Source organism: Paenibacillus sp. FSL R5-0341 (genome assembly GCF_037975235.1).
In the GTDB taxonomy this organism is placed as follows: Bacteria; Bacillota; Bacilli; order Paenibacillales; family Paenibacillaceae; genus Paenibacillus; species Paenibacillus amylolyticus_A.
The window spans coordinates 5,997,675-6,023,123 of the sequence record NZ_CP150241.1; the positions used below are offsets into that span (position 1 = coordinate 5,997,675).

A 25,449-nucleotide genomic window follows, 5' to 3' on the forward strand; every position below is an offset into this window, starting at 1 on the left:
CGGATTCGAGTCAATTTATGCTATGCAAAGGCTTCCGCGTTCCCTGTATGGACATATAAAGTTAGAAGCGTTCCCTGCATTCATGATTTACTTGTACAAAAAATAAATGGCTTCAATTTTAATTACAGGGTTGATTTTTAAATTGGTAAGCGCTTACAATAATATCAATCCTATAAATGGATTTTATGTAAATTAACAACCAAATCCCATTTCATTCAGGAGGCGTTCATTTGAAGAAACGTTCAATGCCTGTCGTATTCCGCATGGTTCCCGTTACGCTTGCCATCACTATGATGACAACTGGATTAGCCACTTCCTCTACTGCAGCTTCTGCCGAATCTCCACCCGTTACGATTAAAACGGAGGTTCTGTCCTCCAAACTCCCAGCAGGTGCCGATGTGTCTTCGCTGCTTCAAAAGTTTAGGGATGTCAGTCATTTTGCAACTGGCGATCTGGTCAAAGATACGGCCTATGCCCTAAATATCGTTTCGTGGCAAATGCCCCACGGTGGATTTTACAAAGACATGGGAGAGCAATATGCAGCCCCTTGGGATGGTGTAACAGCACGATCAGGCTGGAAAGACCCAAATGGCATTGAACTTGGTACGTTTGATAATGATGCAACAACTTCCGAAATCCGCTTCCTGGCAGACATGTATGAGAAAACAGGCAATCTGGCCTTTAAGAACAGTGTTCGTAAAGCGGTGAACTTTATCCTGGTCTCCCAATATCCGTCCGGCGGATGGCCTCAGGTCTATCCCAAACGCAGTAATTACTCCGACGCGGTGACTTACAACGACAATGCCATGGTGCAAACAATGGTTTTGCTAGATGATATGGTTGAGCGAAGAAGTGGCTTTAACAACGATATATTGACCACCAATGACCGCAGCAAGCTCAAGAAAGCTCTGGACAAAGGAATTGATTATACGCTGAAAGCGCAAATTATCAATGATGGTCAGCCCACCGTTTGGGGTGCGCAGCATGATCCTGTGACCTACGCTCCTGTGCCGGGCAGAGCGTATGAACTAGCCTCCAAGTCGGGATCAGAGTCCGTGGCGATTACTGCTTTTCTCATGTCCAGGCCCCAGACTCCCGAGATTGAACGAGCTGCGAAAGGGGCTCTGCGTTGGTTCGATACAGTGCGAGAGATTGGCACCAAGTATAACCGGCAAGGACCCGTGTATTTTGAACCGGATGCGGGAAGTGTGATCTGGTACCGCTTCTATAACGTGGAAGAAGATGTGCCTTTCTACGCGGATCGAGATGGAATGAAGTATATGAACATTCTGGATATCAGTGAGGAACGCAGACACGGCTACTCTTGGGCCGGAAGCTATGCTCGTAACCTGCTTAAGCTGGCCTCTGATCAAGGCTATTACACGCTAAGCAAGCCATTGCCTTGATCCTGGAACCAACCTCTACCTACTGAGAGCTGAAGCCACGTCGTATACGACGACAATTAAAAAAGCCTATCCTCGTGTATGCAAGGATAGGCTTCTCAACATTCATGTATTAACCGAGTAATTTCTCGATGTCTGCGATCATGGTCTCCGGAGATTCTTTCGGTTCAACACGACCTACCACTTCACCTTCACGGTTAACAAGGAACTTGGTAAAGTTCCATTGGATGTCGCTTGTTTCGCCTACGCCGGGTTGTTGCTCCTTCAGGTATTGGAATAGAGGATGTGTTTCCTCACCATTCACATCTACCTTGGCAAACACCGGGAAATTCACACCATAGTTAATCTGGCAAAATGATTCGGCTTCCTCACTTGTACCTGGCTCCTGCCCTCCAAACTGGTTACAAGGGAAACCCAGTACAACCAAGCCTTGATCGCGATAACGATCGTAGAGCTTTTGCAATTCACCGTATTGCGGGGTCAGTCCACACTTGCTGGCTGTATTGGCAATGACCAATACTTTACCTTGATACAGATCCAGTGAGACTTCTTGATTCGCGGTAGTTACCGCCTGATATGAATATACGGACATGACTGATTCCTCCCATGACATATGTTGGTTTGGACTGTTGCGAGCACGTTGGCATAACCAATGAACCTACAGCCTGTCTTATTATTATAAACCTGATCTGATGCGATTACCAAATCTCGGATCTCCCCATATCCCTTTGCCCCGACTCACTTCAACCTGACTTGGCAGCCACAATCGCATCGTACCGCTCTTGCCGTTCGGCCTTGGTCAGTTTGGGACAGCTGTAACAGTAGTTCTGCCCACCGTACACCTGATAGTGCAGGCAGCATGTCGGCTTCATTAGCATGGTCTCTCCCGGTTGATGGGGATTAGCAATCTCGACCGGTTTGAAGGACAGCATATTCTTGCGTAACCCCAGAATCTCCGGTGGCAAGGCAATGACATGCTCATATCCCTGGATTACAGCTTCTCGTTCCGAGTCCGTAATGTCCATCTTTACCACTGTCGTCTTGAACCATCTCAGGATGGATGCAAGCTGTGCCCACATCTGTCCCGTGTTTGCTTCTCCGGCAAGGGCCACTCCTTCAATTATTGGGTGCAGTTGTTCACCGTAATATGCTGTAAGCAACTCATTCCGCCAGTGGGATGCATCTTCAACACCGTTGATGACTGATCCAGGATGGACATGCTCGGTTGCATCTACAAGTTGAAAATGGAGTACAGGACGCCCTTCCTGAACCTCCAACTGCAAATGGATATTCTCCAGCGATATATTCAACGACGCATCACACATGGACGTCATGTAGTGAATACCGAGCACCAAACCGCGAACAGAGTGCATGAAATATACGGCAGCAGAGCGAAGGGAATCTGCACGCAGGTGCTCATTATAGGCTTCGAGCATAAGCTTTGCGTCCTCCGGATGTCTCAACAATGTCAAAGGCATGCCAAAAACCGGTTCGTTAACCGGACCGGTCGTTATACGTCCATATTGCTCTAACCACGTGTAGTTGATTGCTCCCATTGGTTGCAAACCTCCCATGAATGCGAATGAGCCGCGTGCATTATGCACAGCGGCTTCATTCTATAATGTAAGGACCACATATGGCCCATTTCGTTAACTTCCTGTCGCTTGAACACGTGGTTCTGTCCGTCCTCCAGCATGAACCATCGCACTGTTCATGACCATTTGTTCCGGCGGCTTCGCTTGTTGGCGTTCACCTGCAAGCGCGTAAGGCAAGCAGAGTGGTACACCCGAACGCGGATCAATCACGATATCTGCTTCAATGTTGAATACTTCACGAAGCACATCCGAGTTCATAACTTCCACAGGTGAACCATGAGCAATGGCTTTACCTTTTTTGATACCAATCATGTGATGTGCATAACGGGAAGCATGATTCAAGTCATGTACAACCATAACAATGGTACGGTTGGCTGTGGCATTCAACTGCTCAAGCAATTGCAGTACTTCCAGCTGGTGAGCCATATCCAGGAACGTTGTCGGCTCGTCCAGGAAAAGGATGTCCGTTTCTTGAGCAAGTGCCATGGCAATCCAGGCACGTTGACGCTGTCCACCGGACAGTTGATCAATTGGACGATCATGGAATTCGGTCATGGCTGTTACTTCAATAGCCCATTCAATCATGCGTTTATCTTCAGGACGCATGGAACCAAATCCTTTTTGATAAGGAAAACGTCCGTAGGATACCAGTTCAGTAACCGTAAGTCCTTCAGGGGCTGTCGGGTTCTGTGGCAAAATCGCAAGCTGCTTGGCAACTTCACGCGTGGACTGTTTATGGATGGACTTCCCGTCGAGCAATACACTACCTGCTTTTGGAGCCATAATACGTGCCATCGTTTTCAGGATGGTTGACTTCCCTGAACCATTGGCTCCAACAAGTGCTGTAATTTTTCCTTGGGGAATCTGAATATTCAGATCCTCTACAATTAGTCTTTCCTCATAAGCGATATCCAGCTTGGTCGTCTCCAGACGAAACATGCGATCATCCCTCTCTCATTTATCCCGGTTATGTAATCCGGCTATCGACAACGAAAACGAAATTGTAATTCTGAGTATTTCCGGCGCAAAAATCTTATACACTAAAGATACTGATAATCATTATCATTTGTCAACATAAAAAACCAAATCTTCTGCTTTTTTCGAGCTTTATTCGATCTTTTTGAAGCAGAGATGTTGCTCTTTTTCCGATTACATATGAGAGCTTTTCTCATTCATTCCGCGCACTTCACCACTTCTGACATTCTTTCGAGCTCTTGAATCGCAAATTATGTGTCCGAATTGTGAATGACTGAATTATTTTCATGCAATGGCTGTATCCGCCATATCAAATAAAAAAAGATGACCTTGAATCTAGAATTCAAGGTCATCTCACATACGCTCGTTTAATAAGGTATGAAGTCAGCATTTTTCATTATGTGGTCAAAAGGCACTCAATGAATCTATGCAACACGCTCAAATAATATGATTTACAGCTTAATTAGGCTGCGGCATCAATTGGATTAACGTCATCCCGCCCTGAGTGCTCTGCACACTGGCAATGCTCTCGGCATCGATATCCGCTGGAAGATCAATCTGCAATCCATACGGATAGAGGCGATCCACCTCTCCAATAGACATCTGTGCAGAAGTGGTCGCATCCGTATCCTGTTCATTGGATACAGATGTATCAGGCGATGTCGAACCTGCATCTTGGTCGGTACCTTGATCGGTGTCTCCACTCGCAGTATTGGACGATGCATTCGTCCCTGTATCCGTTGTTGCATCAGTAGTAGGATCTGAAGTGGCATCACCCGGCGTGGCTGAATCTGCCTGCTGATCGCCATTCTCCGTCTGCTCTGCGTTCCCCGCGTTTCCCGCTGAGGAACCATCCGTGCTTTCTTCGGAAGTACTTCCTGAACCACCATCGGAGGGTTCTTGGGTATCAGGCTCTTCATTCCGATTAAAGCTCTCCCACTTACCTGTAGCATCCAACTCCTGCGTGCTGCCATCTTTCATCGTCAATTGCAGCGAGCCTTGCTCAAACTCAGTACTTCCCGTTTCATTCCTGAAACGGATCACCAGTTGAGTAGCGGATTCCGTACCCTCCTGTTCAGTCGCAGGAATCATATAAGCAATCTGCTCCGCGAGCTGTACCTCAGGTTCAGCCGGAATGCCAGGCTCTTCGGTAGATGGTGGGGATGCCACTGGCGGCTCCACAGAATTATTCATCCATGCATATGTACCGCCAGCAATACCCAGAACCAGGATCAAGAGAATTAATCCAAACAGATTCTTCCTTTTACCCGTTAGCATCCGCACCAGTGGGGATGACAGTTCTGTCTTGGCACGGTCATAGACCGGCTTCATTGTCTTGCTCGCTCTCGCATAATACGGTTTGAAAGCCGACTTCGACTTGAAAGCTTCACGGTCATGGGCTTTGAAGTACGCCACGATCGCATCCGCATATCCTTTATGCGCATTGGGACCCCGGACAAACATTCGATGATCTCCTGACCACTCGAAGAATGGATACAGCCCTTCAGCACGACTTGCATTGGTGCGGATGAATTCAATCAGGCCAGGATAATCCAACCGATTGCTGCCGCTTCCTCCCCGGTAGAAGGCCATCGGCAAAGCTTCATATGCCGCGATCCCTGGATGAGTCTGCAGCTCTCCGGCAAGCCAGCGACGCGTCCAGCGTTGAAGTTCATTGCGTTCTGCCAGGGAAAGTGCCTCCAATGCCTCTTCTTCATTCCCCTCGCCACTAAGCCATGCTCTCGCAGCCAGCATCATGTTCGTTCGAGCAGATACATCAGAGCCCTGACGTGCTGCCCAATCCCGAACTTCATTGCCATGCTGCAAAATATCAATGCTTAACAGCTGCTCACGGTTAACCCGTTCCAGATCCAGATCCTGAATCATAAACAGGTTAATGACATATGCGAGTTTGTCTGCAAGGCGGGTTAACTCCTCCAGATATGCCGGATCTTGACTGGCAGACGGAGATCCCCCTTTTCGATTAGGGCGGACTGTAGCTTCAGATTGGCCTATTCGTGCCGTAATGCCTGTATCATAGGTATCATCAGCTGATACCCGATCCAATATGCTAACCCGCTGGAGAGCTTCATTCGCAGATTGTACCGGATTAGGCGCAGAACATAACCGTTCACGCAGCTCATTGGCTGTCCGCTCCTGCAAGAAGCTGTAGTGGATCGCAGATGGATGGGACGTAACCCATCTTCGGATCACTTCCACGACGTTCGCTGCCGATTCGGTGCGTTTCAATTGATTGTCCAGATAAGGCTCGAACAACAGCTTGGTGAGCGATTCATTGGCCAGCACTTTATCAAAGAAAGCTCGATTTAGCTGCGGATCTCGATCCAGCACAGCATACAATTCCTGTACAGCACGCATCCGCTTCTGAGCACGGGCATTATTTACACCGTAGATGAAATAGTCAACAATCCAGGATTGCACCACCGGCGCGGCAACACTGAAGTATTCTCCAATACGAGCAGCGACGTCTTCTTCGGGTACGTTCTCGCGTTTCACACTGTCCAGTTCTCGGCTGAGTAAGGTCAGGAACAATTCGTTCAGACGTGAACGCTGCCGCGATCCACCTTCCGGCTTCAGATAGGTCAACAAACCACTTAGGACCTGGCTTTTGTTATCCAGATACAGGTCTTCCATGCCTTGTTCAAGACCATAGAACACCGCAAGTTCGCCATATGCTTCAATGGAAAGATCCCTTCCAGGCTCCATCCCGGATAGCATTTCATCGGCAAACGTATAGAACGCATCCGCCGCCGCAGGTTCCTGCAATAAGGCCCAAGCGAATTCCGCATAAGGTAACTTCGCCACAGATGCATCCGCATGCGTCACTCTGCCGGATACCAGATCAAAGGTGAAATCCTTCTCCGTATTCCGATCTTTCGGACGCAACGTCCCCCGCTCTACAAACTGAACGTGAATGCCTTTCTTGGCCTGCGGCTCCTTGGCAAACGTCATGAATCCCAGCTGCCGCCGGAATGCGTATGGTAAAGCCGTGTACAGCAAACGTAGCAATCCTTTGGCCCCTGCGGTGACTTCCTCTGCGGGAAGGTCCAGCGCAATGTATACTTTTCTGCGTGTCGCCACAGATTGCATTACGGCGTAGAGCAAACGCTTGAACAGCACTTCGTTCATTTTCAAGGTGCTTAGCACTTGGGTTGGTGATGAATCAGGACCACTTCCCGGTGAGATGGGCAATTCAGCAAGCGCCGGCAGGACTGTACCTTGTTCGATGTCATAGGACGTGGCGAACACGGCATCCAGCCAGCCGCCTTGCTTCATCTGCTCTTCCGAGCGTTCGGGAGACAAGACGTAATTATGAGCGAAAAAGGCGCTGCGTAGCCCGGTAAAATCCGCCGACTGGTACACATTTTGCCCAAGGATCGTCTCTCCACTCTCCAGATGAAGCAGGTGAATGGAAGCCGGAAACTTCGTCTCGTCCTTCTCGCTACGGCCTGTCAGCTCCGCTGGAGCGTCGTAGACACAGTAGGGGTGAAGCACTTTTTTGATGAAAGAAGGGTCCAGTCCCGGCGATGCCGCAACCGTATCGAACCCCTCTGTTGTGCGAAACACCCCGCGCCGCTCTCGGGTATACAACTGTTGTTCAATGGGCGGGGTTACGGAAGAACGCATCATCCCACTCTCCCCTCAATGTACTTCAGCTTGTACAGGAGCCACAGGAAAGGTTCATCCACGCGGATCGGGCTAACCACACCCTGCAATTTCATATCCACCGGATTGCTGCCCAGCGCAGATACTGCGAAATAGGCTGTATCCTTGAAGTACACATCCATCGTGCCCTTGAACGGACGGTCCACCTTCTCGATAAAACGTCGAATCTCTCCGTCGATATTCTCGAACTCGGTTAAGTCAAACCAATCGCGGTGCACCATGTTGCGGAACACGTTACTGTTCGATTTGATATAATCGCCCTCTTCATCCTTGAGGGAATGCAGCATGTCGCTTTTCGTGAGCACAACAGCCGTTGGAATATTGGTCTTGGCTTTATCCTGATACGCGATAAAATCTCCAAACATCGTCAGCACCACGTCACGCGGCTCATCGTATCGTGGCGTCCACTCTCCCGGCTCATTGCCGAGGTTAATGCGAATTTTGTCCCGAATCGAACGAATCTGAAGCGGGTCCACCATGAACAGGATACCTGCCGAGTTCTTGATGTGCTGCCCGTGAAGTCCGAGATAATCCTGCTCCACCATACCTTCACCCGCAACGTCAAAGAAGACTAGAGTCAGCGGCGCTTTATCTTCGTCCTTGAACACAAACTGGAAGATAAACGGCTCCTGCAGCTTCTCCTTCTGTGTGGAATCCAGCAGATCGCCCCGTTCGAACAACGGTTCTTCATAATCCGCACGGAACCGGCGGCTAATCTCCGCATTCAGTGGCATACAAGCCGCGTCAAAATGATCGGCCGTATAATGCTGCAATGTATGAATTAATGAAGTCATGTAGACGGATTTACCCACCTGGGACGCACCAATAATGGAAATGATGTTGCTCGGTGCTTTACCTGCCGTAACAGGCAGCTCGTTATGACATTGCGGACACAACCGGCGGCGTGTAACGACACCGTATCGATCGTTCAGACCCATCACGATGTTATCGGAATAAATACGATGTTCCTCTGGTACATCATGCGGAGCCAATACGGCCTCCATATCAAATACCGTGTCGAGTCCGAACCTTTCACGATACCGATTCAACTTCGCATCTTCCCCGAGCGCGTAGTCCTCATCATCATCGCGGTGATGGGCAGCTCGGAACACGACCTCTTCCGGTGAAAACTTGCTGAAACAATAAGGGCATACAATATCGTAAAACAGCGGACGTTCCTCCGGCTGTTGTCTCTTCAAAAACCGACTAAAAAAGCTCATAGCCACTCCCCTCCCCTGATCAGTCAGACTAAGGTGATTTACACTTGCACTACGACGACAGAGTAACCTTCCAATCGCTAGTCCAACTATCTAGTCTGATATAAGCCGATAGGCGGCTCCATATTTCGGTCCGTCCGTGAAGAATAACCGCACATAATCATCCTTGGCGACTTCCACGGGCGGCATCTCATTTCTTCCGGGAGCAAAATCACTCACAAAAGGATACACCGTACCATCTTCCTTATTCAGCGGAACCCCGCCCTGTTTGCGAACATAACAGAGTGCTTCCTTTGGAACAGGTACTTCCGCTGTGACGGTGATCAATACACTTTTTCGTTTCTGAAAAAAACCGCTCTTGTAGCGAATAGAAAAGCGGATGTCCGCCTTCCCTGCGCTTGCAATCACCATGTTGTCCTCGTCTCGTTGACGGATCAGCACAGGCCCATCTTCCTGCATCTGACACACATAAACTGTGTACTTGATGGCACCAAAACCCGTGATCCGATCCGTGTAACCATTGCTCGCCTTATATTCCTCTCTCGTGTACAGCTTCAGCTTTCCCTGTGCAGGCTCTTCCCCGGTACGATCATCGCTCATCATATCCAGCTCCAGCCGTTCCACATACACAGCTTCTACCCGTTCCGGCCAGAGCCAGCGAAGTGTACAACGTCCTTCATCCACCGCAAGTGTCAGTTTTCGAATCAAGGGTGTCGAAGGGTCTGCATCCGTAAACCGCATTTCCATTGACCTCCCGACGTTAGAATCCTTTGCTGCGTGTATCTCTTGGTCTCTGACCAAACCCTTCGGCAGAAGAAGTTCCGCCGCCAGCTTCACGACGACCTCGGCTCTTCCGCGGCGTGTTCTCCTTAATCGGAACAATCCAGGAGAAGAGGGTCAGTACGCCAGACAAAATGAGCATCGCACCCAATCGTACGAATGTATCACCCACGTTAGAACCGTCGAGACCCCATTCCAGCAGAAGCCCTGCCAGTAGACCCGATACCGCACCACCAATACCGAAGCTGAGTGCGAGATGACGGTTATCAAACACGAGTCCGAGTGATACACCCAGCGCCACGCCAATCAGTAACACGGCTGCTACACGGAAAATCGCCAGATAAACGCTATGCTCCATCATTCCTGTACGCTCCGTCACCAGCGTCCGTTCATCAATCGTATCGTAAATCTGCTGGAATGCCAGATTCAGACCACCGGAATCCGGTACATCATAGTACATGCCACCCGTTTGCTGGGCAATATTACGCAGCAGATCCGTACCTGATGGGTCCACCAGGCTGAGGCCGACCGTATTGATCGATATCTGTTCATTGGTATATTGGGACAAAATATCGGCCGTATCCGCTTCACTGAAGCCATCGGATAACAAGATGACGACGGTACCGCGTTTCGGGTCGTCTTTGCCCTGAATCTGTTCCATGCCTTCCCGCAACACGGCATCAAAATTGGTGCCGCCCGAAGTTGTAACAATGCCATCGATTTTGCTATAAACCTCATTTTTGGCCGCTTCACTATCGAGCGCAATAAACGGCTGTAACAAGTGCGGTTGGTCATCAAATGTAATGACAGCTACCTGTTTGTCACTCTCCATTTGGCTGATCAGTGTCTTGGCTGCTTCAAAGCGTCCGTTATCCGGATCTGTCTCGCTCATGCTGCCCGAGTTATCGATCATGAGTACGATGTCCTTCACTTGCTTCACACCGCCCGGATTGATTTGATACAGCAATTGCAGGGCGAGTCCAACAACAAACAACAGAGCGAGTGTTGCCGGAACAAGCAATTTCCACGACAGTCCCAAATACCGGAGCTTCCATGAAGCGCCATTCAGCTTGGGTGAGATCATCTCTGCGATCAAACAGAACAATCCAACGCTCAGCGCCAGTACGCCAAAGTATAATCCCATCAGCAATAGACGCGGCATCTCCCCAAGCCATTGACGCAGCATGATTTCTCCTGCCGCAAAGCCGACTGCTCCGCCAATCAGGCTGAACAGGACCAGGAGAAGATTAATTTTTCGCTGCATGTCTACATGCATCCTTTCCATACCAGCCCTAAGCAGGCTGAGTTAATACAAAATTGATTCGGGTAACTATTCGGTGTCCTGGATGGAAAACAGATCCGCGTCTAATCACGGAGTCACAGACAAACATCGGGTTTGCTCGGCGCAACTTCGCATCAGTAGCCAATCTGTACCTCCCTTCCATCCAGACGTCTTAACGGATGGGTGACAACTTCTCCACAAGACCTGCGGGGTGAAGTTCATAGCCATTCTCCGTGTACGAGTCATAATATACTTTGCCGTTCCGATACACCATGAGATCCTCCAGATGGAAACCTCCCATCAGATTCAGCTTCTCCACACCACTGCTACGTTCTTCGTACACCACACCCAGCTTGTAGATGCGTGACGTCTCTTCGGCACGTGCCGCGTAGTCCATGAAAGCACTATGATGGTCACCAAAGAAATACTTCTCTTCATACCGATGTTCCTGCGTATAATCGAATACCCGTACTCGAACAACCGCCTGATCCTCCAGCGTGTGGTATAACCTGCGGAACAGATCATCCCGGGTCAATACGTCTTTGTCTCCGTAGGCAATCGTTACATTGGCCCGCTGCAACAGCTCTTCTTCAAATGGCAATCGCAACGGCTCGGCCGTAAGCAGCAACGAGTGACATACCTCCATCAGCCGTTTCAGCAGACGATCATCGCCTTCTGTGGCGAGCCGGTTCATGTCTCCCATGTAACGGTCCTCAAACCATACATCCCGTCCGCGTTTGGCTTCCAGGTCGATGATTAGCTCTTCTGTCACTTTGCCGTAGTACTCCATCACGTTCTGGCCGATGTATTCATCCGCAGCAGCGATACTTTGGACAGCCGTTTCTCGCAGTGTGCGTTCCAGCGATTCAAGTGCTTCTGTTACGTGGCGACTGAAACGGTGAAGCTCTTCCATCTCCGTATCGTAGATACGCAGCAGATGTAACTCATTTTCCAGTCGCAGTAATTCCACTTTCGGTACATACAATCGCTCCAGCATACAGTCAATCAGATTGCGTACATTCTGCTTATCACGGAACAAAGCCCGTTTGAACGACTGATCTTCTACGCGCTCTTGCTGACGTTGCTCCAGCAGAGCACGCGCGGATTCAAGCTGCATCGATTTATCCCGAATCAGTCCGAGCAGCGCTTCACGTACACTGCCAGGCTCACTGTCACTCCAGGCAGCCCACTGGAAGTAACCAACCTCTGGATGCTCCGCGCGGGATTGTTCGGCCTGACGGCGCAGAGAGCCGCCAGAGCTGCGCTCGCGCACACGCTCTTCCACAAGACGGACAACGTTATCGCGGAAGTACGCTTCAGCTCCTTGTCCAAACAACGCTCTCTCCGCTTCACGAAGTGAGAGCGGCTTCAGATCGGAAAAACTGACGTTATGCGTCATGATGCCACTCATGCCACTAACCAGATCTTCATCGGGCAGCAGGCCTTCAACTTTGCGTTCCACCGAGGCCGCGTCCAGTCCAAAGAAAGCGAGCTTGTCCTTAATACTCCAGTCCGGCTCCTGCCGCATGCGTGCGAGCAGATACCGATACATGTGATATAACACCGCCAGTGCAATCGGCTTGTTTGGCCGCCTGATCTCGGCAAAACCCGCACTTGCATAACCATGCTGATCAGAGGTGGTACGAATGTTGTTTTTAAAAGATGTATTGTTGTACGTGTTCGCTCCCGTACTTGAAACGCTACCCGAGTGATCTACATCCTGCTTCCTGTTCTTCAGCAGGCAGATGCGGCAGATGATCTCGGCATTTTCGATCCAGCCACCGGGAACGCCGGTTCCACGCTCATTTTTGTCGGACAAGAGATATACAAGATCAAACAACGGGGAAGCGGGATGTGTAACCGGAATGGAGATCCCATCCTCCGTCACCAGCAGTTTACCGCTGAACGTGTAGTCCAGCGACTGCATATAATCCAGTTCCCGCAGAAAAGCAAGGCCTGCTGCGCTGGCATATCCGAAGGAGTCCACCTGCTCCATCTCGCTGACCAACACATGCAGATCCGTCTGCACGGACTTGAAGGCTTGGGACAAAATGGTCTCCGTCAGCTTGGTGAGCTCTGGCAATAATACATTCAACGGATCATCCGCTCTGGTTACCACCGTAACGTAAATCCGATCAAATGACGAGTACAGCCGTCCATATTCGGCAATTCGGTTACTAACCCGCCGAAGCGTACGATTCAGGTCAAAGAGCGCCTGATCCGATTCATGGAAACTGCGGTGGACATCCTTGCGCCGTGTTTTGGACGGTCGCTCCGTCTGCCCAGCGGACAAAGGCAAGCGGTGAAGAGTCACCTGTCCATCATCGGACGAGCCATCATTTCTCGTTTTACCCGGACCCGCTTCCTGATCTTCTGTCCCGATCTGAACGTAAACCACACCGTCTCCGTTATCCCACTTCAGCCGATTGATCTCCTGCACGGCAGACACAGCAGGTGCAACCAGATCACCCACGAAAAGGAACAAAGCCGGGTAATGGATACTGCTGCGTCCATCACCCAGGCTGCCTTGACGTTCCTGCTCGATTGCATACTGTGCTGCATACTTCTCCAGATCACGCTTCAGGGTATTGTTCGAATTGAACTCCATCCCGGCCACCATCTTACTTCAGCCTTCTGCGAATGTCGTTCAGCTTGGAAGACATCGTTCTGTAGAACTGATAGATGTCTTCTCCGTTAGCCAGCTCTACCCGCTCGTATTCGAGACGATCACGCGATTCCATGAACAGCGCGGCCAGATCATCAAGCTTTGTCAGCAGTGGGGTGATATCCTCAGAAGCTGTAAGATCGTTATCGCGGCGGGAGGCTTTGCGCAGCAATGTACTGCGATCCTTCTCCGCCAGACCGCGGAAGTTGCCAAACACTTCATACTCGGCAAAGTTACGGCTCTTCATCAGGTTCGCGAACGGCTCCCATGCGTCTTCTTCCGGGTCACGGTCATAAACGTAGAGTGCACCTTTTTTGACGATGGTGTCGGTATATAGTGCTTCGATGAAGCGGTCATACCATTGCTCTTCGTCCTGGTACTGGGCGAGAATGCCTTCCAGTTCGGCGACTTTGGCAGAGATGGCATTCATCTTCGCCAGTTCCTCACGTACACGTGCGATCAGCTGCGGGGAGCGTACCAGGTTTTCTTTGGCCATATCTTCATTAATACTGCCGAAAATATCCTTAACGCCTACACGCGGCAACCCTTCGGATTGCAGACGTTTCAGCTCAATCACGGCCCGCTTCACTTCTCCGAGGTTCGGCGTTGTGGACGTCAGACGCATGTCGTAGGCTCCCAGTTTGGCAGACAAGTCAAACGCTTCTGTTGTCACAATCGCATACCGATTGCTTGTATTCTCATCAATGGATTTGGCTGTCACAATGCTGTATCCGAGCGCCTGCTCGAATTCGTTACGCACACGGGCATTATACTGCTTCACGCGGGCATTCTCGTACACATCTCCCCATGATTTCTCTGGAATCGGAGACGGCAGATAGGTCCAGTTGTTTTTCTCCGTTTGCACTAAGTGACGACCAATGCCTTCTTTGTCCAAAATGGTACGTTCATAACTTTCCTCATATACTTTGAGCGGTGTATAGACAAAGAGTGGTACCCCGTTGCGGGTGTTCAGCCAGAATATCCGGTTACGCACTTCACTTTCCTTTACGGTAAAATGAGACTTGCCTACCGCATTGTTCTGATAATTGCGAATCCCTTTCAAGATGCCTGGCGCCTGTGCCGGTACCGATACAAATCCCCATGAAGGGAAATGCAGACTGCCCGTACTGTTGCTCAGATTGAACACCGGAACGGCTTCATCATCCAGCTTGCCGGCAATGAAACGTTCCACGAACTTCTCAACCGACTCATCCTGACCGTATTTGATCACCAGGAAATCTTCCATGGAACGCGTAATCAAATCACCAAATTTCTCACTCAGGAAGTCGGAGATGGAGCTGACGATATCAATCTCGTTCTCTTTCACCCACTGGCTGGAGTTTTCCAGCAATTCACGGGAGAAGTCACGAATCAGATCATCTGTATCACGCTTATCCAGCAGCCCGTCCACCACACTGACGATATCCGGTACACTTACAACGTTCCAGTAATATGTTTTGTTGCCTTTGTGATCGGCTTGTTCCTCGCCGCGTGTCAGCAGGTCACCATTCTTGGCGAATATCGAGCTAAGAGCGTTCAGCGTTTCGGTAAATACGTTATAAATGCGGCTGTTTTCCTGGTTCAGCAACTCATACAGATCTTCATAGAACTCGATCATCTGATCGTTGCGTTCCACGTCGGCGTGCAGCCAGTACTCATGAATTTTTGCTTCAATATAAGCATTCTTTTTCTTCTCTTTGGAGACAAAAGCACTCTTCGCATCGCCCAGCTTCTCTTCGGACTGCTCCTGAGCTGCTTCAATATCACGCGGAATGCGGAAGGCATTCTCACGCAACGTTTCGATGTACGACTGGATCATCTTCAGTACACAGAAGCCTTTTTCCGTATAAATCAGACGGGATACATAGAACGGACCTTGTTCGGGATGCAAAAACATACGCCGGATCTGTTCGGTGAACTGACCGGCAATCTCGCCCGGCAGTTGTTTCTTCGCCTTGATATATTCTTCACGAGCACGAGCCAGGAAGTTCTGCTCCAGTTCGGTATCCATATTCACAACCTGTGATTTCACCACGTTGCCATAGGATAAACGCTCGCTGTTCTGATAACCAGGTAGCGGCTCTGGCACGCGCGCTTCAAAAGACTTGACCACACTTTCGAGATCAATGCCCAGCTTGCGGGCAAACTTCTCGGTATCCTCCTGGTTCGGTGCTTTGGAGAACATGGTGTTCATTTTGTCGAACATGCGATACGCCAGATAGGTGGTCATCTCTTCAATCGGCAGGACAGCCGAAGATGCACCGATGATGTTGTAATCATAGTTCGCCGGGTACACCTTGTTCATCTGTGCGATGTTGGTGCGAATGTTGCTGATATAGTCATGGATCGCAAACTCCTCACCCGACTGCTTCTCCTCACTTGCCATGAAGTTGGTAATGTTCTCGGCAGTGACATTCATGCAGTAGTCGTAGGCGTTCTCTAGCAATTTGCCTTCGGTATTCGTCGCAGAGATCAGGTGACACAGGTTAAATGGTGGCAGTGGTGAGTTGACGGTTAAAATATTGCCGTACTTCTGTGTAAATCGCTCACCGCGGCTATCCACGTTCATCCAGTAGTCCAGCTCTTTGAGCGCTGCATATCCGTTCTTGCGAATGTATTCACGCGTGTGTTCGCTCAAGCTTTTGTTGGACAGGTTCACGTCTGGCGTGAACAGATATCCCAGCGTATTGACGCGGTCAATCCCGGCTGAGCCGTGATCACGTTCGATAATGCCGCGTACGATATAGGAAATATCGAGGAAACAGCCGCTGCCTGTACCGCCGGACAGACCTGTCAGCAGGAACACCATCAGTTTTTTGTTAGTGCCTACGGATAAGGTTTTGATCTTTTTGTCGATGGCCTGTACGACCTGATTAATCTTCGTGAACAGCAGCAAACGTCCAGCCTGACGCACCCCTGCGGCGCCGTTCATACCGTCCGTGATGCTCAGTTCCGGAGATAGCCAGTCCGTAATGTAAGGCTCCAGCACGCTGCGGTTTTGAAGAAGTCCGCCGATCTCGGCATTGGACAGCAGCACGAATTCATTAATCGGATCGAGTCCGATTCCTTTATACTTTTTGGCACGATCCTGTTCGTTCGTCTCAAAAGCCAGAAACTCCACATTATCCGGCTTGTCCATTTTTTTCTTGGATACCGGGTCCTGTGGCAGCTTGAAACGACGGTTAATCTGATATTTAAGGCGCAGCAGCGCATCAATTCCTGTTCCCCCCAGACCAATAATCAGAATGGGGTTATCAATCGTATCAACTCTGATCTTCTCACTGACAATACCTCCGCCAAGTGATACATCCAGTTGCTGAATATGTTCTCTAACAATCGGTTTCATTCGTTGTCCTCCTTTGATTAACAAAGTTGGAACTGCAACTTCATTACACTTGCCACTCCGATGACAGAATAACATTCCGATCGCTGTTATCCCCAGATTTTTTCAATTCACTTTTACAAAGTGAAAATCCGGGGATAAAGGCGAACGCTTCCGCTTCTTCACGTTATTTCTGTCCTCTGCGTTCTCGTGTAAACAGTTGGTCCCAAATTTTATTGGCATCCTTTTAAACTAAACAATCAACTTAAACCAAACAATCAACTTACACCAAATACTCAATTAAAATCGTTTTGTCCGCCTGTTGCAGCGGGATGCTCAGTCGGTCACCGTTCTTCAGTTCAACGCCTGAGCTTGCATCGACTGCACGACCGGATTTCTCCAGCGTACCGCCTGCGGTGTTACGGATTATAATTCGATCCCCATTGCTAGGCGTAAATACGTATTTTTCGGTTTCCTTCAGTTCAGGGTCCAGTTGCAACAACTGATGCAGATGGAATCTGCCCCGGAAGGATACCAGCTTTTTATATTGCGGATAGGACTTGTCTCCCGTGTTCTCATCACGAATCTCCACGACCATCTGACCTACAAATCCCCGGTTTTTGCGTTTCAGCCAGCCCATCAGGAACCAGGCACCAACACCGACCACAATCAGGGCTATAACACCCAGGATGACAGGTAACCAAGGAAACGGCTTGTCCTGTTCACCGCCTGACGTTGTTGGTTGAGATCCACTTCCGGCTGCTCCGCTCGCATTAATCGTGATTGGCGCACTTTCACGGTAGAAGCTGTCTTCTTCCGCACGGATGATCAACTCATAATTATGATTGTCCGGTACTTCAAACGTTCCGGCAAAACCAGAACCTGTGTTTTCCAGCGGTTGCTCCTCGCTTTTCCCTGTATCTACATCTTTCACAACCAGCGTGGCCTTCATATCTGTATACAGATCATTATCCTGAAGTGGCTGACCGCCATTCTCCAGTTTGGCTGCTAGATCAACCTTGTCCCCTTTGGTATAGGACTTGGTCTTAATTGGGTCCACAACGAGCTGAAGATCATAGTTGAACAACAGGTTGATATCGATGCTGTCTTTTGGAGCCCCTTTTACCCGAAGTTTCCAGTCTCCCTCTTGGGGTTTTAACAGCTTCACAAGCGAATAACTCTTCGACGTCGAGAGCTTGGCTGCATCCGAGTTCAGATCCACGGCTTGTCCGGAAGGATCCGTCAATTGCACTTCCACTGGCTTCGAGGACATAATCGAGATGTTCGCTTCCAGTACACTATCATTCGGTACGTTCACGGTAACTTCCTGATAACTGCCGTTTCCTGTTACAGAGGGCAGCTTCACCACGTTCAGTTTGGCATGATCGGCGAAGATCTCACTCAGAATCTGTGGCAGATCATCCGGCGTATCGGTAATGAATGACTTGCCTCCGGTCTGCTGCGCCAGGTCTGCGAGTGCATTTTTGTTCAGCTTGCCATCCGCGTTCAGTCCAATCGTATATACCGGAATACCCTGATCCTGTGCTTCCTTCACGGCTTTCGCGAGATCAGCGTCGGATTGTGCCTGTGTACGGCCTTTGGTTTTGTTAAAGTCATTGTTACCATCCGCCAGTAGCACGATCATCGGTGAGTGGGATGGGTCTGCACCATGATTCAGTATATTCACGGCTTCGGCGACACCAACTGAGACATCGGTATATGGCCCCCGGCCGAGCTGATCAATAAAATCCTTTAGGCTGCTCTTGTCCGCATCGGACTGAATCTCCAGCATAGCCTTTTCCCGCTCCACCTGATCGGTATAAGCGACAATCCCTACCTTGTCCCCCTGGACTGGCAGCATATCAATAAACATTTTCATGGCTTCATTACTGATCTTGTCACGGTCACTTGTATTCATCGAGTTACTTACATCGGCTACAAGTACCGCATCAATTCCGCTCGTCTGTGCCTGAGCCGCTGCAGCTTGTGGCAGCAACGCTTGAGGTAGCAGTAGCGTTAGAATTGCCAGCAGAACCATCGTTCCGCTGAGCCAGCGTATTTTGCGTGTCCGCAGCATTGGGTGTACTCCTTCACGTTTGAGATTAAAATGGGAATAGTTTATTATAGGCGTCAAGCCTTAAGGAAATCTTAACAGTCTACTAATAAATTCTGAAAAGCACCCCTATCTTGAGTTACAGTTTTGTAATGACTGACAAAAATCGACGATTTCACGCCTGTAACTGGAACAAAAGTACCAACTATGGAAATATGATATAGTTATTGCCAGCAAACTGCAATATAACAACGCTTGTTCACCAAGCTATAGAAGGGAACGGATTATGGTTACATACGGATGCCTCGCCATATTGTTTCTTTTTGTCATGATAAAGGGTTTTGCACTTCAGCTTCATCGGCGGAAACCGGTCTCCCGTGAAGACACGGATCGTACCCTCTACACTATTCTGAATGGTGAGCGTGATTGAGCATGAGTACTAAACTAGTTGTATCCATACGACCATTTCATCGAACGACCTATGCCTATGAAAAGTTGCAAGTCTGCTCACGTTGTGGGCAGTATACCTGCCTGTGGGAAGATGAATGCACGGCCTGTGGCCGAGGTACCTTGAATTCCGTTCAGGAGAAAGCAACTTCCCGTGTGAAACGCCGGATTGCACGCGACCTGTTCATTACGATTTTGTTCGGTGCAGGGGCCACCTATTTCGGTGAGACCATAGATCAGACCATGGCGGCGGCCAGTGTTTCCTTGCTGCTTCTGGCCTTACTGATCTTCATGCAGAAACGTTCGTTCGAGGTAGAGCAGCAGCGCGAGTTGAAGCGCACGTTGCAACAGGATGAGGAACTCATCCGCCAGGGCATCAACCGCAACTGGGCTCTGGTCGCCGAAGCCCGAAAGCAGGATGAAGCACTTGCCTATGAGATGCTCCGCGAGATCGGCTCACTCGTCTACAATGACCGAATTCGACTGCAACAGGTTGCGTTGCTACAATCCTTTGTCCTGCGCAGTGATATGGATCTTCAGCTCAAGCCCTTGCTGCTACACAGTTTCGAGCGGCTGCTCGCTGAATATATCGGTGAGATTGCACGGCTTAAGCCGGATTTGATCCGTGAAGATGCGATTCGTTATATCGCGACCTATGAAGTGAACATTTTACAGCTCCACAACGGAATTCAGATTCTTACAGCCGTTGCTGCTGCTGCTGTGCGCAAGAGCAAATATATTGAGTTATTCCCTAGTCTTATTACCCGCTACGCCCGCTTTATGCCCAAAGATCGATTCATGCGGCTCTATCACACGATTGAACGGTATCCGAGCAAAGCACGTGGGGGACTGGCAGAGTCGGTAGGCCGGGTGTATAACGAGAAATATCGGGATCAATACGCAGATGTTCATGTGTAGGGATGATATATCGAGATAGAAAAACGTAATTTAGTGCAAACTCACTCCGTGTATATAGACGAATGCAATTTCATCTACCCCTGCATGCGCGTCAGCACCACAGATCGAAGGTTATGCTTCTAATGATATAAGAAATGATCCAAAAACACCCCATCCTTAGGTCTAGGATGAGGTGTTTTGAAGTTTATGGCAGTCTGCCAAGTGCTGTGCGCAGTACACGAAAAAAAGAATAACTAGATGGTTAATACCTAAATGGCATCTTCCATGAACCAAGCAGGCGCGCAAACAGGTACTCGCAGATGACAAAAAGAATAAGCGGAAATGATCATCTGTCCTGGTGAAAAAGGGCCGCGACGTGGTTCCGTCGCGACCCTTGATCTGAGGGTTCGGTACATCTGTACCCGAACCCTCTCATAATGTGCCATGCCCATCACTGTGGCATGGCATGGTGCCTGCGCAATTGCGGCTGTATCGCCGCTTGCGCCAAGGCTTTACCGTCCGCGACGTGAATCGCGACGGTCGCCCTTCGCCGGTCCGCGTCCTGCGGATTCCGGACGGCGAGAGCCTTCGCTACTGCGCCCGGAGGTGCGCTTGTCGGCACTACGGCCAGCCCAGCCGCTGCTAGCTGCACCGCGACTGCTGTCGCTGCTGCGTGCAGAACCACGGCCTGCGCTGCGCTCGTCGCCACTGCGACCTGCACCGCGGCCACCTTGACCCGCTGCACCACGACTGCTGTCGCTGCTGCGGCCACCGCTACGACCACCACTGCGTCCGCCTTCACTGCGGCCACCTTCGCCACCGCGGGAACCACGCCCCCCACGTCCGCCATCTCTGCGATCGTTACGGCCTGCACCGCGACGGGCACTTCCTGTTCCGGAAGAACGTCCGCCTGAACGTTCGTCATCCCCCTGACTGTTGATGGAACGTCTAGCTGCTCCAGTCGAAGCAATTGGACCTTCGCTCGTCCACTGGATACGGGACAGCTTCTGGTCGATCCCTTGTTCAATACGTGCAAGCTCTGGTCTGTCGTGCTCTGTTGCAAACGTCACAGCAAGACCTGTACCGCCAGCACGGCCCGTACGACCGATCCGGTGAATATAACTTTCCGCATCATGCGGCATATCGTAGTTGAATACATGCGTTACGCCTTCAACATCAAGTCCACGTGCAGCTACATCTGTAGCAACGAGCACTTGCAGTTTGGCATCACGGAACGCTTTCATTACGTTCTCACGCTTGGACTGGGACAGATCTCCATGAAGTTCATCACTTGCATAACCTGCTTCACGCAGATCTTGGTTCAGCTTGGATGCACGACGCTTGGTCCGGCAGAAAATGATCGCCAAGTATGGGCGATACGTATCAATCATGCCGCGAAGCGCCTCGAGCTTACCGCGATCCGTGCACTCTAGCACTTGCTGGCGAATCTGCTTGATCGGGATAACAGATTGGGAAGATACTTTTACATCTTCCGGATCTTTCATGTAAGTCTTCGCGAGATTGCGAATACCCTTCGGCATCGTTGCTGAGAACAGCATTGTCTGACGTTTATGTGGCAGCTCGCTAAGAATCGTCTCCACATCGTCCAGGAAGCCCATGTGCAGCATTTGGTCGGCTTCATCCAACACCAGTTTTTTCACATTATCAAGCTTCAACGTGCCCCGACGCAGGTGATCCAGAAGACGCCCTGGTGTACCAATAACGATCTGGGTGCCGTTCTGCAATTTACGCAGCTGCTTGTCCACATCCTGCCCGCCGTATACTGCAAGCACGTGAAGCTTATCGTCGTTTGCCGTGAGCTTCTTCGCTTCTTCCGTAATTTGCAGCGCAAGCTCACGCGTAGGCGCGATAATCAGCGCTTGCGGGGAGCGGTCGGATACGTTAATTTTCTGAATAATCGGCAGCAAAAAAGCTAGCGTTTTCCCTGTTCCTGTCTGTGCCTCAGCGATAATATCACGTCCACCCAGCAGTACCGGAATCGAACGCTCCTGTACCGGAGTCGGCACGGCGATGCCCTGATGTTTCAGGATCTCGCACCATTCCGGGCGAATGCCCAGTTGTTCAAAGTTTGCCAATCGTTACACCTCTGTAAATTCATTTAGATAAGTCCATTTCATAATGACCTTAGTATCAGTATCTGCCATCAAGACTAGTTTTCCTTATATCAATCATGATTATGAAATGAATTTTTTAAAAAGCAATCCACTCGTTGCTCTTCTTCTCCATACCCTGTAGTTTACACGTTAGTCAAGCAAAACAAAAGGGGATACAGCGTTACACCCCCAACTTGTAGCACAAAATTCCAAGATCAGCGTGACATGTATCGACCAAGTGAGTTTGAGGATGGTTTTTGAAGAGTAACTATTGGAGCCCCTTGAACCTGGTAATGAGTGGAATATCCTGAAATTAGTTCGAAGGTTGACTCTGTGAATGGGGTTGAGGATTGAACTGAACGCGGTGGAGCGGTGAGTAGATGGTAGATCGGGGTATACTCTTTGTAAATGGATCGAAAATAGTTTTCACGATGTGAATTACTACCCCACTAATTCTAACGAACCTAGGACACCTTATTCCGTCGATTAGAGCGGTTTGTAATTTCTAACGAACTCCAGCCACCTTATTACTCGTAAATACACGATAAACGGCCTCTATATTGGCGATATTAGCAAAATAAGATGTCTGAGATTCGTTAGATTAACGAAAACAGCAAATAACCCCATATAAGACGTGTCAGGTTCGTTAGGAATTACACGTACTGAAGGGCACAAGCTTCAACACAATAACATCGACTACAGCAATAACAACATCGACTAGAACCAGAACATCAACTGCAAAAACTAGAACTAGGAACAACAACAACAACAACAACAACCAAAAATAATCAACACTGCCTATACTTCTACTAAAAGTACCACTACTACCATTAGAACTGCCACTAGAACTACTACTACTACTACTACTTCTTCTTCTTCTTCTTCTTCTTCTTCGCTGTACATCACATTCTCTAATAAAAACAACGACGCCCTCTCCCCAATTGAAATTAGGGAAAAGTGCGCCGTTGATAAAAAAGCATCTTTTATGTTTTCTTTTTCATAAGGTTGTCGCATGTTCGCTACTACTACGTTAGGACAGTAACCTTCATAACTTCTCGTCCGAACAAGTTACGAACCATGCCCTCCGGCTGTGGCAAATCCACTCCGTTCAAGAATGCGAGTGCTCTCTTCGTTCAACCCGCGCAGGTGCACGGTTTTGCCAAGCTTCGCGTATTTGAACTTCACTTTGCCGATAGCCACAACCGCGGTATTGTCCCAGATATGTGACCCTCCGAAATCAATCGTGATCTCCTTCGGATCAGCTTCCGCATCGAACTCATCCACAAAGCGGGACGAAGAACCGAAGAAGAATGGTCCGTGAACCCGATATACCTTCTGACCTTGTTCCTGGCTTGACTGTACGCGGATCTTGGTCTGTTTCCAGCCGAAATGCAGCACACTGAGCACAACGCCGACCATGACCCCGATCGACAGATCATGGGTATAGACCACAATCGCCACCGTCACGATCATGACAAAGGCTTCCGCTCGCGGCACGCGAGCAATATTTTTGATAGAACTCCAGTCGAATGTTCCGATACACACCATAAACATTACACCGACGAGCGCACCCATCGGTACCTGTTTCACCACACCGCTAAACAGCAGCAACAGGATCGCGAGAAACGCACCCGCAGTAAACGTAGATAATCTTCCACGTCCGCCAGACTTCACATTAATGACCGACTGCCCGATCATCGCACAGCCGCCCATGCCGCCAAACAAACCGTTCACAAAATTCGCGATACCCTGACCCCGCACTTCACGGTTCTTGCTGCTCTTCGTCTCGGTCATCTCATCCACGATGGTTGCGGTCAACAGGGATTCCAGCAATCCAACCAGTGCCATGGTGAATGAGTAAGGCAGCAGAATCATCAGCGTGTCCCAAGTCCATGCAATATTCGGCAAATGGAACATCGGCAGAGTACTCGTTATATTTCCCATGTTTCCTACCGTTCTTACGTCCAGGTGAAACACCACGGTAATAATCGTCATCACGATGATTGCAATCAGTGGAGCTGGAATGCCTTTGAAAAACCGTGGCAAAATATAAACGATCGCCAGCGTGCCCGCTACCATCGCATACATGATCCAGTTCGCTCCCGTGAAGTGGGTTAACTGCGCCATAAAGATCAGGATAGCCAGTGCATTCACGAATCCGGTCAGTACCGAATGAGGCACAAACGTAATAAACCGTCCAACCTTAAATATGCCCAGTATAAACTGGATAATGCCCGTCAATATCGTCGCTGCAAAAAGATATTCCACGCCATAATCCTTGACGAGTCCAACCATCAGTACCGCCATGGCACCTGTTGCCGCCGAGATCATGCCTGGTCTTCCACCAGCAATCGAGATCACAATCGCAATCGTAATCGAAGCGTACAATCCGACCATCGGATCGACACCAGCAATGATGGAGAAAGCGATGGCTTCCGGAATTAACGCCAGCGCTACCGTAATGCCTGCCAGCACGTCTCCGCGAATGTTGCCAAACCATTGTTGTTTTAAAGTATTCATATGTTCTTTGCCGTTCCTCCTACGTGTATTCCTCATAATGGACAATCCTACTGAAGAGTAACGGAAGCCGTTCACACTAACCAACTACCCAGGACAGCACAAAACAACGGATTCCTCTCCGCATGATCTGCCTATGCTCTTGCCTGAGTTGCATCATTCTTCACCATACATATAGTCTTGACGGGTTAATGAGCACTCACGTCTTTTCCGTTCCAGTGTGTACCGCTAGCATTCCATTGCTGCCTCAGTTGACTTACTCGTGCGACAACAGGAGCTGATCCTGAAGCCAATAGGTTTTCCCCTCTCAGAAAAACTGGGTCCGTTAATGTACTGACCTATTATTATAGTCACAGGATTGGATATGTACTAATACAGTTAAGCCAAAAAAATAGAACCTTATCTCCTATTATCTTAATCTTTCTATAATTTACTCGCCCATGCTCTATTCACAAAAAATAACCCGCCAAGATCCTTTGAAGAAAGTCTCTTTAA

At 49.5% G+C, this 25,449-nt stretch carries 15 protein-coding genes; 2 read left to right on the plus strand and 13 right to left on the minus strand.

The window, feature by feature from the left end; all coding sequences use genetic code 11:
* Window positions 1-230 precede the first annotated feature (230 nt).
* Entirely contained in the window at window positions 231-1,406 is a 1,176-nt protein-coding gene (pelA, locus tag MKX75_RS26965; protein WP_339167517.1) for a pectate lyase, read from the plus strand.
* 109 nt (window positions 1,407-1,515) lie between these two features.
* On the opposite strand, the gene MKX75_RS26970 is transcribed toward pelA, so the two are convergent.
* From MKX75_RS26970 to MKX75_RS27015, 10 genes are all read right to left on the minus strand, one after another.
* Window positions 1,516-1,995, minus strand: coding sequence for a glutathione peroxidase (locus MKX75_RS26970; protein WP_062836886.1), 480 nt, complete (start codon window positions 1,993-1,995; stop codon window positions 1,516-1,518).
* A 151-nt stretch (window positions 1,996-2,146) separates the two neighbouring features.
* Window positions 2,147-2,959 (minus strand): (2Fe-2S)-binding protein, encoded by an 813-nt coding sequence (locus tag MKX75_RS26975; protein WP_339167518.1) that lies wholly within the window; start codon window positions 2,957-2,959, stop codon window positions 2,147-2,149.
* A 93-nt stretch (window positions 2,960-3,052) separates the two neighbouring features.
* Window positions 3,053-3,937, minus strand: coding sequence for an ABC transporter ATP-binding protein (locus tag MKX75_RS26980; RefSeq protein ID WP_339167520.1), 885 nt, complete (start codon window positions 3,935-3,937; stop codon window positions 3,053-3,055).
* Window positions 3,938-4,432: 495 nt separating this feature from the next.
* A complete protein-coding gene (locus MKX75_RS26985; RefSeq protein WP_339167521.1) occupies window positions 4,433-7,624 on the minus strand; it encodes a hypothetical protein in 3,192 nt (1,063 codons plus the stop codon).
* Window positions 7,621-8,880 carry a hypothetical protein gene (locus tag MKX75_RS26990; RefSeq protein WP_024632789.1) on the minus strand — a complete coding sequence of 420 codons (1,260 nt, stop codon included), beginning with the start codon at window positions 8,878-8,880 and terminating at the stop codon, window positions 7,621-7,623. Before MKX75_RS26990 ends, MKX75_RS26985 begins: the two co-directional genes overlap by 4 nt.
* Before the next feature lie 90 nt (window positions 8,881-8,970).
* Window positions 8,971-9,618, minus strand: coding sequence for a hypothetical protein (locus MKX75_RS26995; RefSeq protein WP_062836882.1), 648 nt, complete (start codon window positions 9,616-9,618; stop codon window positions 8,971-8,973).
* 19 nt (window positions 9,619-9,637) lie between these two features.
* Entirely contained in the window at window positions 9,638-10,921 is a 1,284-nt protein-coding gene (locus tag MKX75_RS27000) for a vWA domain-containing protein (RefSeq protein WP_339167522.1), read from the minus strand.
* Window positions 10,922-11,111: 190 nt separating this feature from the next.
* Complete coding sequence (locus tag MKX75_RS27005) at window positions 11,112-13,559, minus strand: transcription initiation factor TFIID (RefSeq protein WP_339167523.1); 2,448 nt, start codon at window positions 13,557-13,559, stop codon at window positions 11,112-11,114.
* 1 nt (window position 13,560) lies between these two features.
* Complete coding sequence (locus MKX75_RS27010) at window positions 13,561-16,950, minus strand: tubulin-like doman-containing protein (RefSeq protein ID WP_339167525.1); 3,390 nt, start codon at window positions 16,948-16,950, stop codon at window positions 13,561-13,563.
* Between the two features lie 259 nt (window positions 16,951-17,209).
* A complete protein-coding gene (locus tag MKX75_RS27015; RefSeq protein ID WP_339167526.1) occupies window positions 17,210-19,003 on the minus strand; it encodes a VWA domain-containing protein in 1,794 nt (597 codons plus the stop codon).
* A gap of 546 nt (window positions 19,004-19,549) precedes the next feature.
* On the opposite strand from MKX75_RS27015, the gene MKX75_RS27020 reads away from it, so the two are divergent.
* Window positions 19,550-20,344: a hypothetical protein gene (locus tag MKX75_RS27020; RefSeq protein ID WP_339167527.1), complete on the plus strand. Its 795-nt coding sequence runs from the start codon at window positions 19,550-19,552 to the stop codon at window positions 20,342-20,344.
* Window positions 20,345-20,835: 491 nt separating this feature from the next.
* Here MKX75_RS27020 and MKX75_RS27025 read toward each other — a convergent pair whose 3' ends face one another.
* The 3 genes from MKX75_RS27025 to MKX75_RS27035 all read right to left on the minus strand — a co-directional run bounded on the left by MKX75_RS27025 (window position 20,836) and on the right by MKX75_RS27035 (window position 24,957).
* Window positions 20,836-22,419, minus strand: a complete 1,584-nt coding sequence (locus tag MKX75_RS27025) for a DEAD/DEAH box helicase (RefSeq protein WP_339167528.1) — start codon at window positions 22,417-22,419, stop codon at window positions 20,836-20,838.
* A gap of 816 nt (window positions 22,420-23,235) precedes the next feature.
* Window positions 23,236-23,451, minus strand: coding sequence for a hypothetical protein (locus MKX75_RS27030; RefSeq protein ID WP_339167529.1), 216 nt, complete (start codon window positions 23,449-23,451; stop codon window positions 23,236-23,238).
* Between the two features lie 54 nt (window positions 23,452-23,505).
* Window positions 23,506-24,957 carry a SulP family inorganic anion transporter gene (locus MKX75_RS27035; RefSeq protein WP_339167531.1) on the minus strand — a complete coding sequence of 484 codons (1,452 nt, stop codon included), beginning with the start codon at window positions 24,955-24,957 and terminating at the stop codon, window positions 23,506-23,508.
* Window positions 24,958-25,449: the final 492 nt, after the last annotated feature.

What these genes read in the sequence shown, in the direction of transcription:
- MKX75_RS26970 (WP_062836886.1), bottom strand. Translation starts at nt 1,995, where the DNA reads ATGTCCGTATATTCATATCAGGCGGTAACTACCGCGAATCAAGAAGTC.
- MKX75_RS26975 (WP_339167518.1), bottom strand. Translation starts at nt 2,959, where the DNA reads ATGGGAGCAATCAACTACACGTGGTTAGAGCAATATGGACGTATAACG.
- MKX75_RS26980 (WP_339167520.1), bottom strand. Translation starts at nt 3,937, where the DNA reads ATGTTTCGTCTGGAGACGACCAAGCTGGATATCGCTTATGAGGAAAGA.
- MKX75_RS26985 (WP_339167521.1), bottom strand. Translation starts at nt 7,624, where the DNA reads ATGATGCGTTCTTCCGTAACCCCGCCCATTGAACAACAGTTGTATACC.
- MKX75_RS26990 (WP_024632789.1), bottom strand. Translation starts at nt 8,880, where the DNA reads ATGAGCTTTTTTAGTCGGTTTTTGAAGAGACAACAGCCGGAGGAACGT.
- MKX75_RS26995 (WP_062836882.1), bottom strand. Translation starts at nt 9,618, where the DNA reads ATGCGGTTTACGGATGCAGACCCTTCGACACCCTTGATTCGAAAACTG.
- MKX75_RS27000 (WP_339167522.1), bottom strand. Translation starts at nt 10,921, where the DNA reads ATGCAGCGAAAAATTAATCTTCTCCTGGTCCTGTTCAGCCTGATTGGC.
- MKX75_RS27005 (WP_339167523.1), bottom strand. Translation starts at nt 13,559, where the DNA reads ATGGTGGCCGGGATGGAGTTCAATTCGAACAATACCCTGAAGCGTGAT.
- MKX75_RS27010 (WP_339167525.1), bottom strand. Translation starts at nt 16,950, where the DNA reads ATGAAACCGATTGTTAGAGAACATATTCAGCAACTGGATGTATCACTT.
- MKX75_RS27015 (WP_339167526.1), bottom strand. Translation starts at nt 19,003, where the DNA reads ATGCTGCGGACACGCAAAATACGCTGGCTCAGCGGAACGATGGTTCTG.
- MKX75_RS27030 (WP_339167529.1), bottom strand. Translation starts at nt 23,451, where the DNA reads ATGCGACAACCTTATGAAAAAGAAAACATAAAAGATGCTTTTTTATCA.
- MKX75_RS27035 (WP_339167531.1), bottom strand. Translation starts at nt 24,957, where the DNA reads ATGAATACTTTAAAACAACAATGGTTTGGCAACATTCGCGGAGACGTG.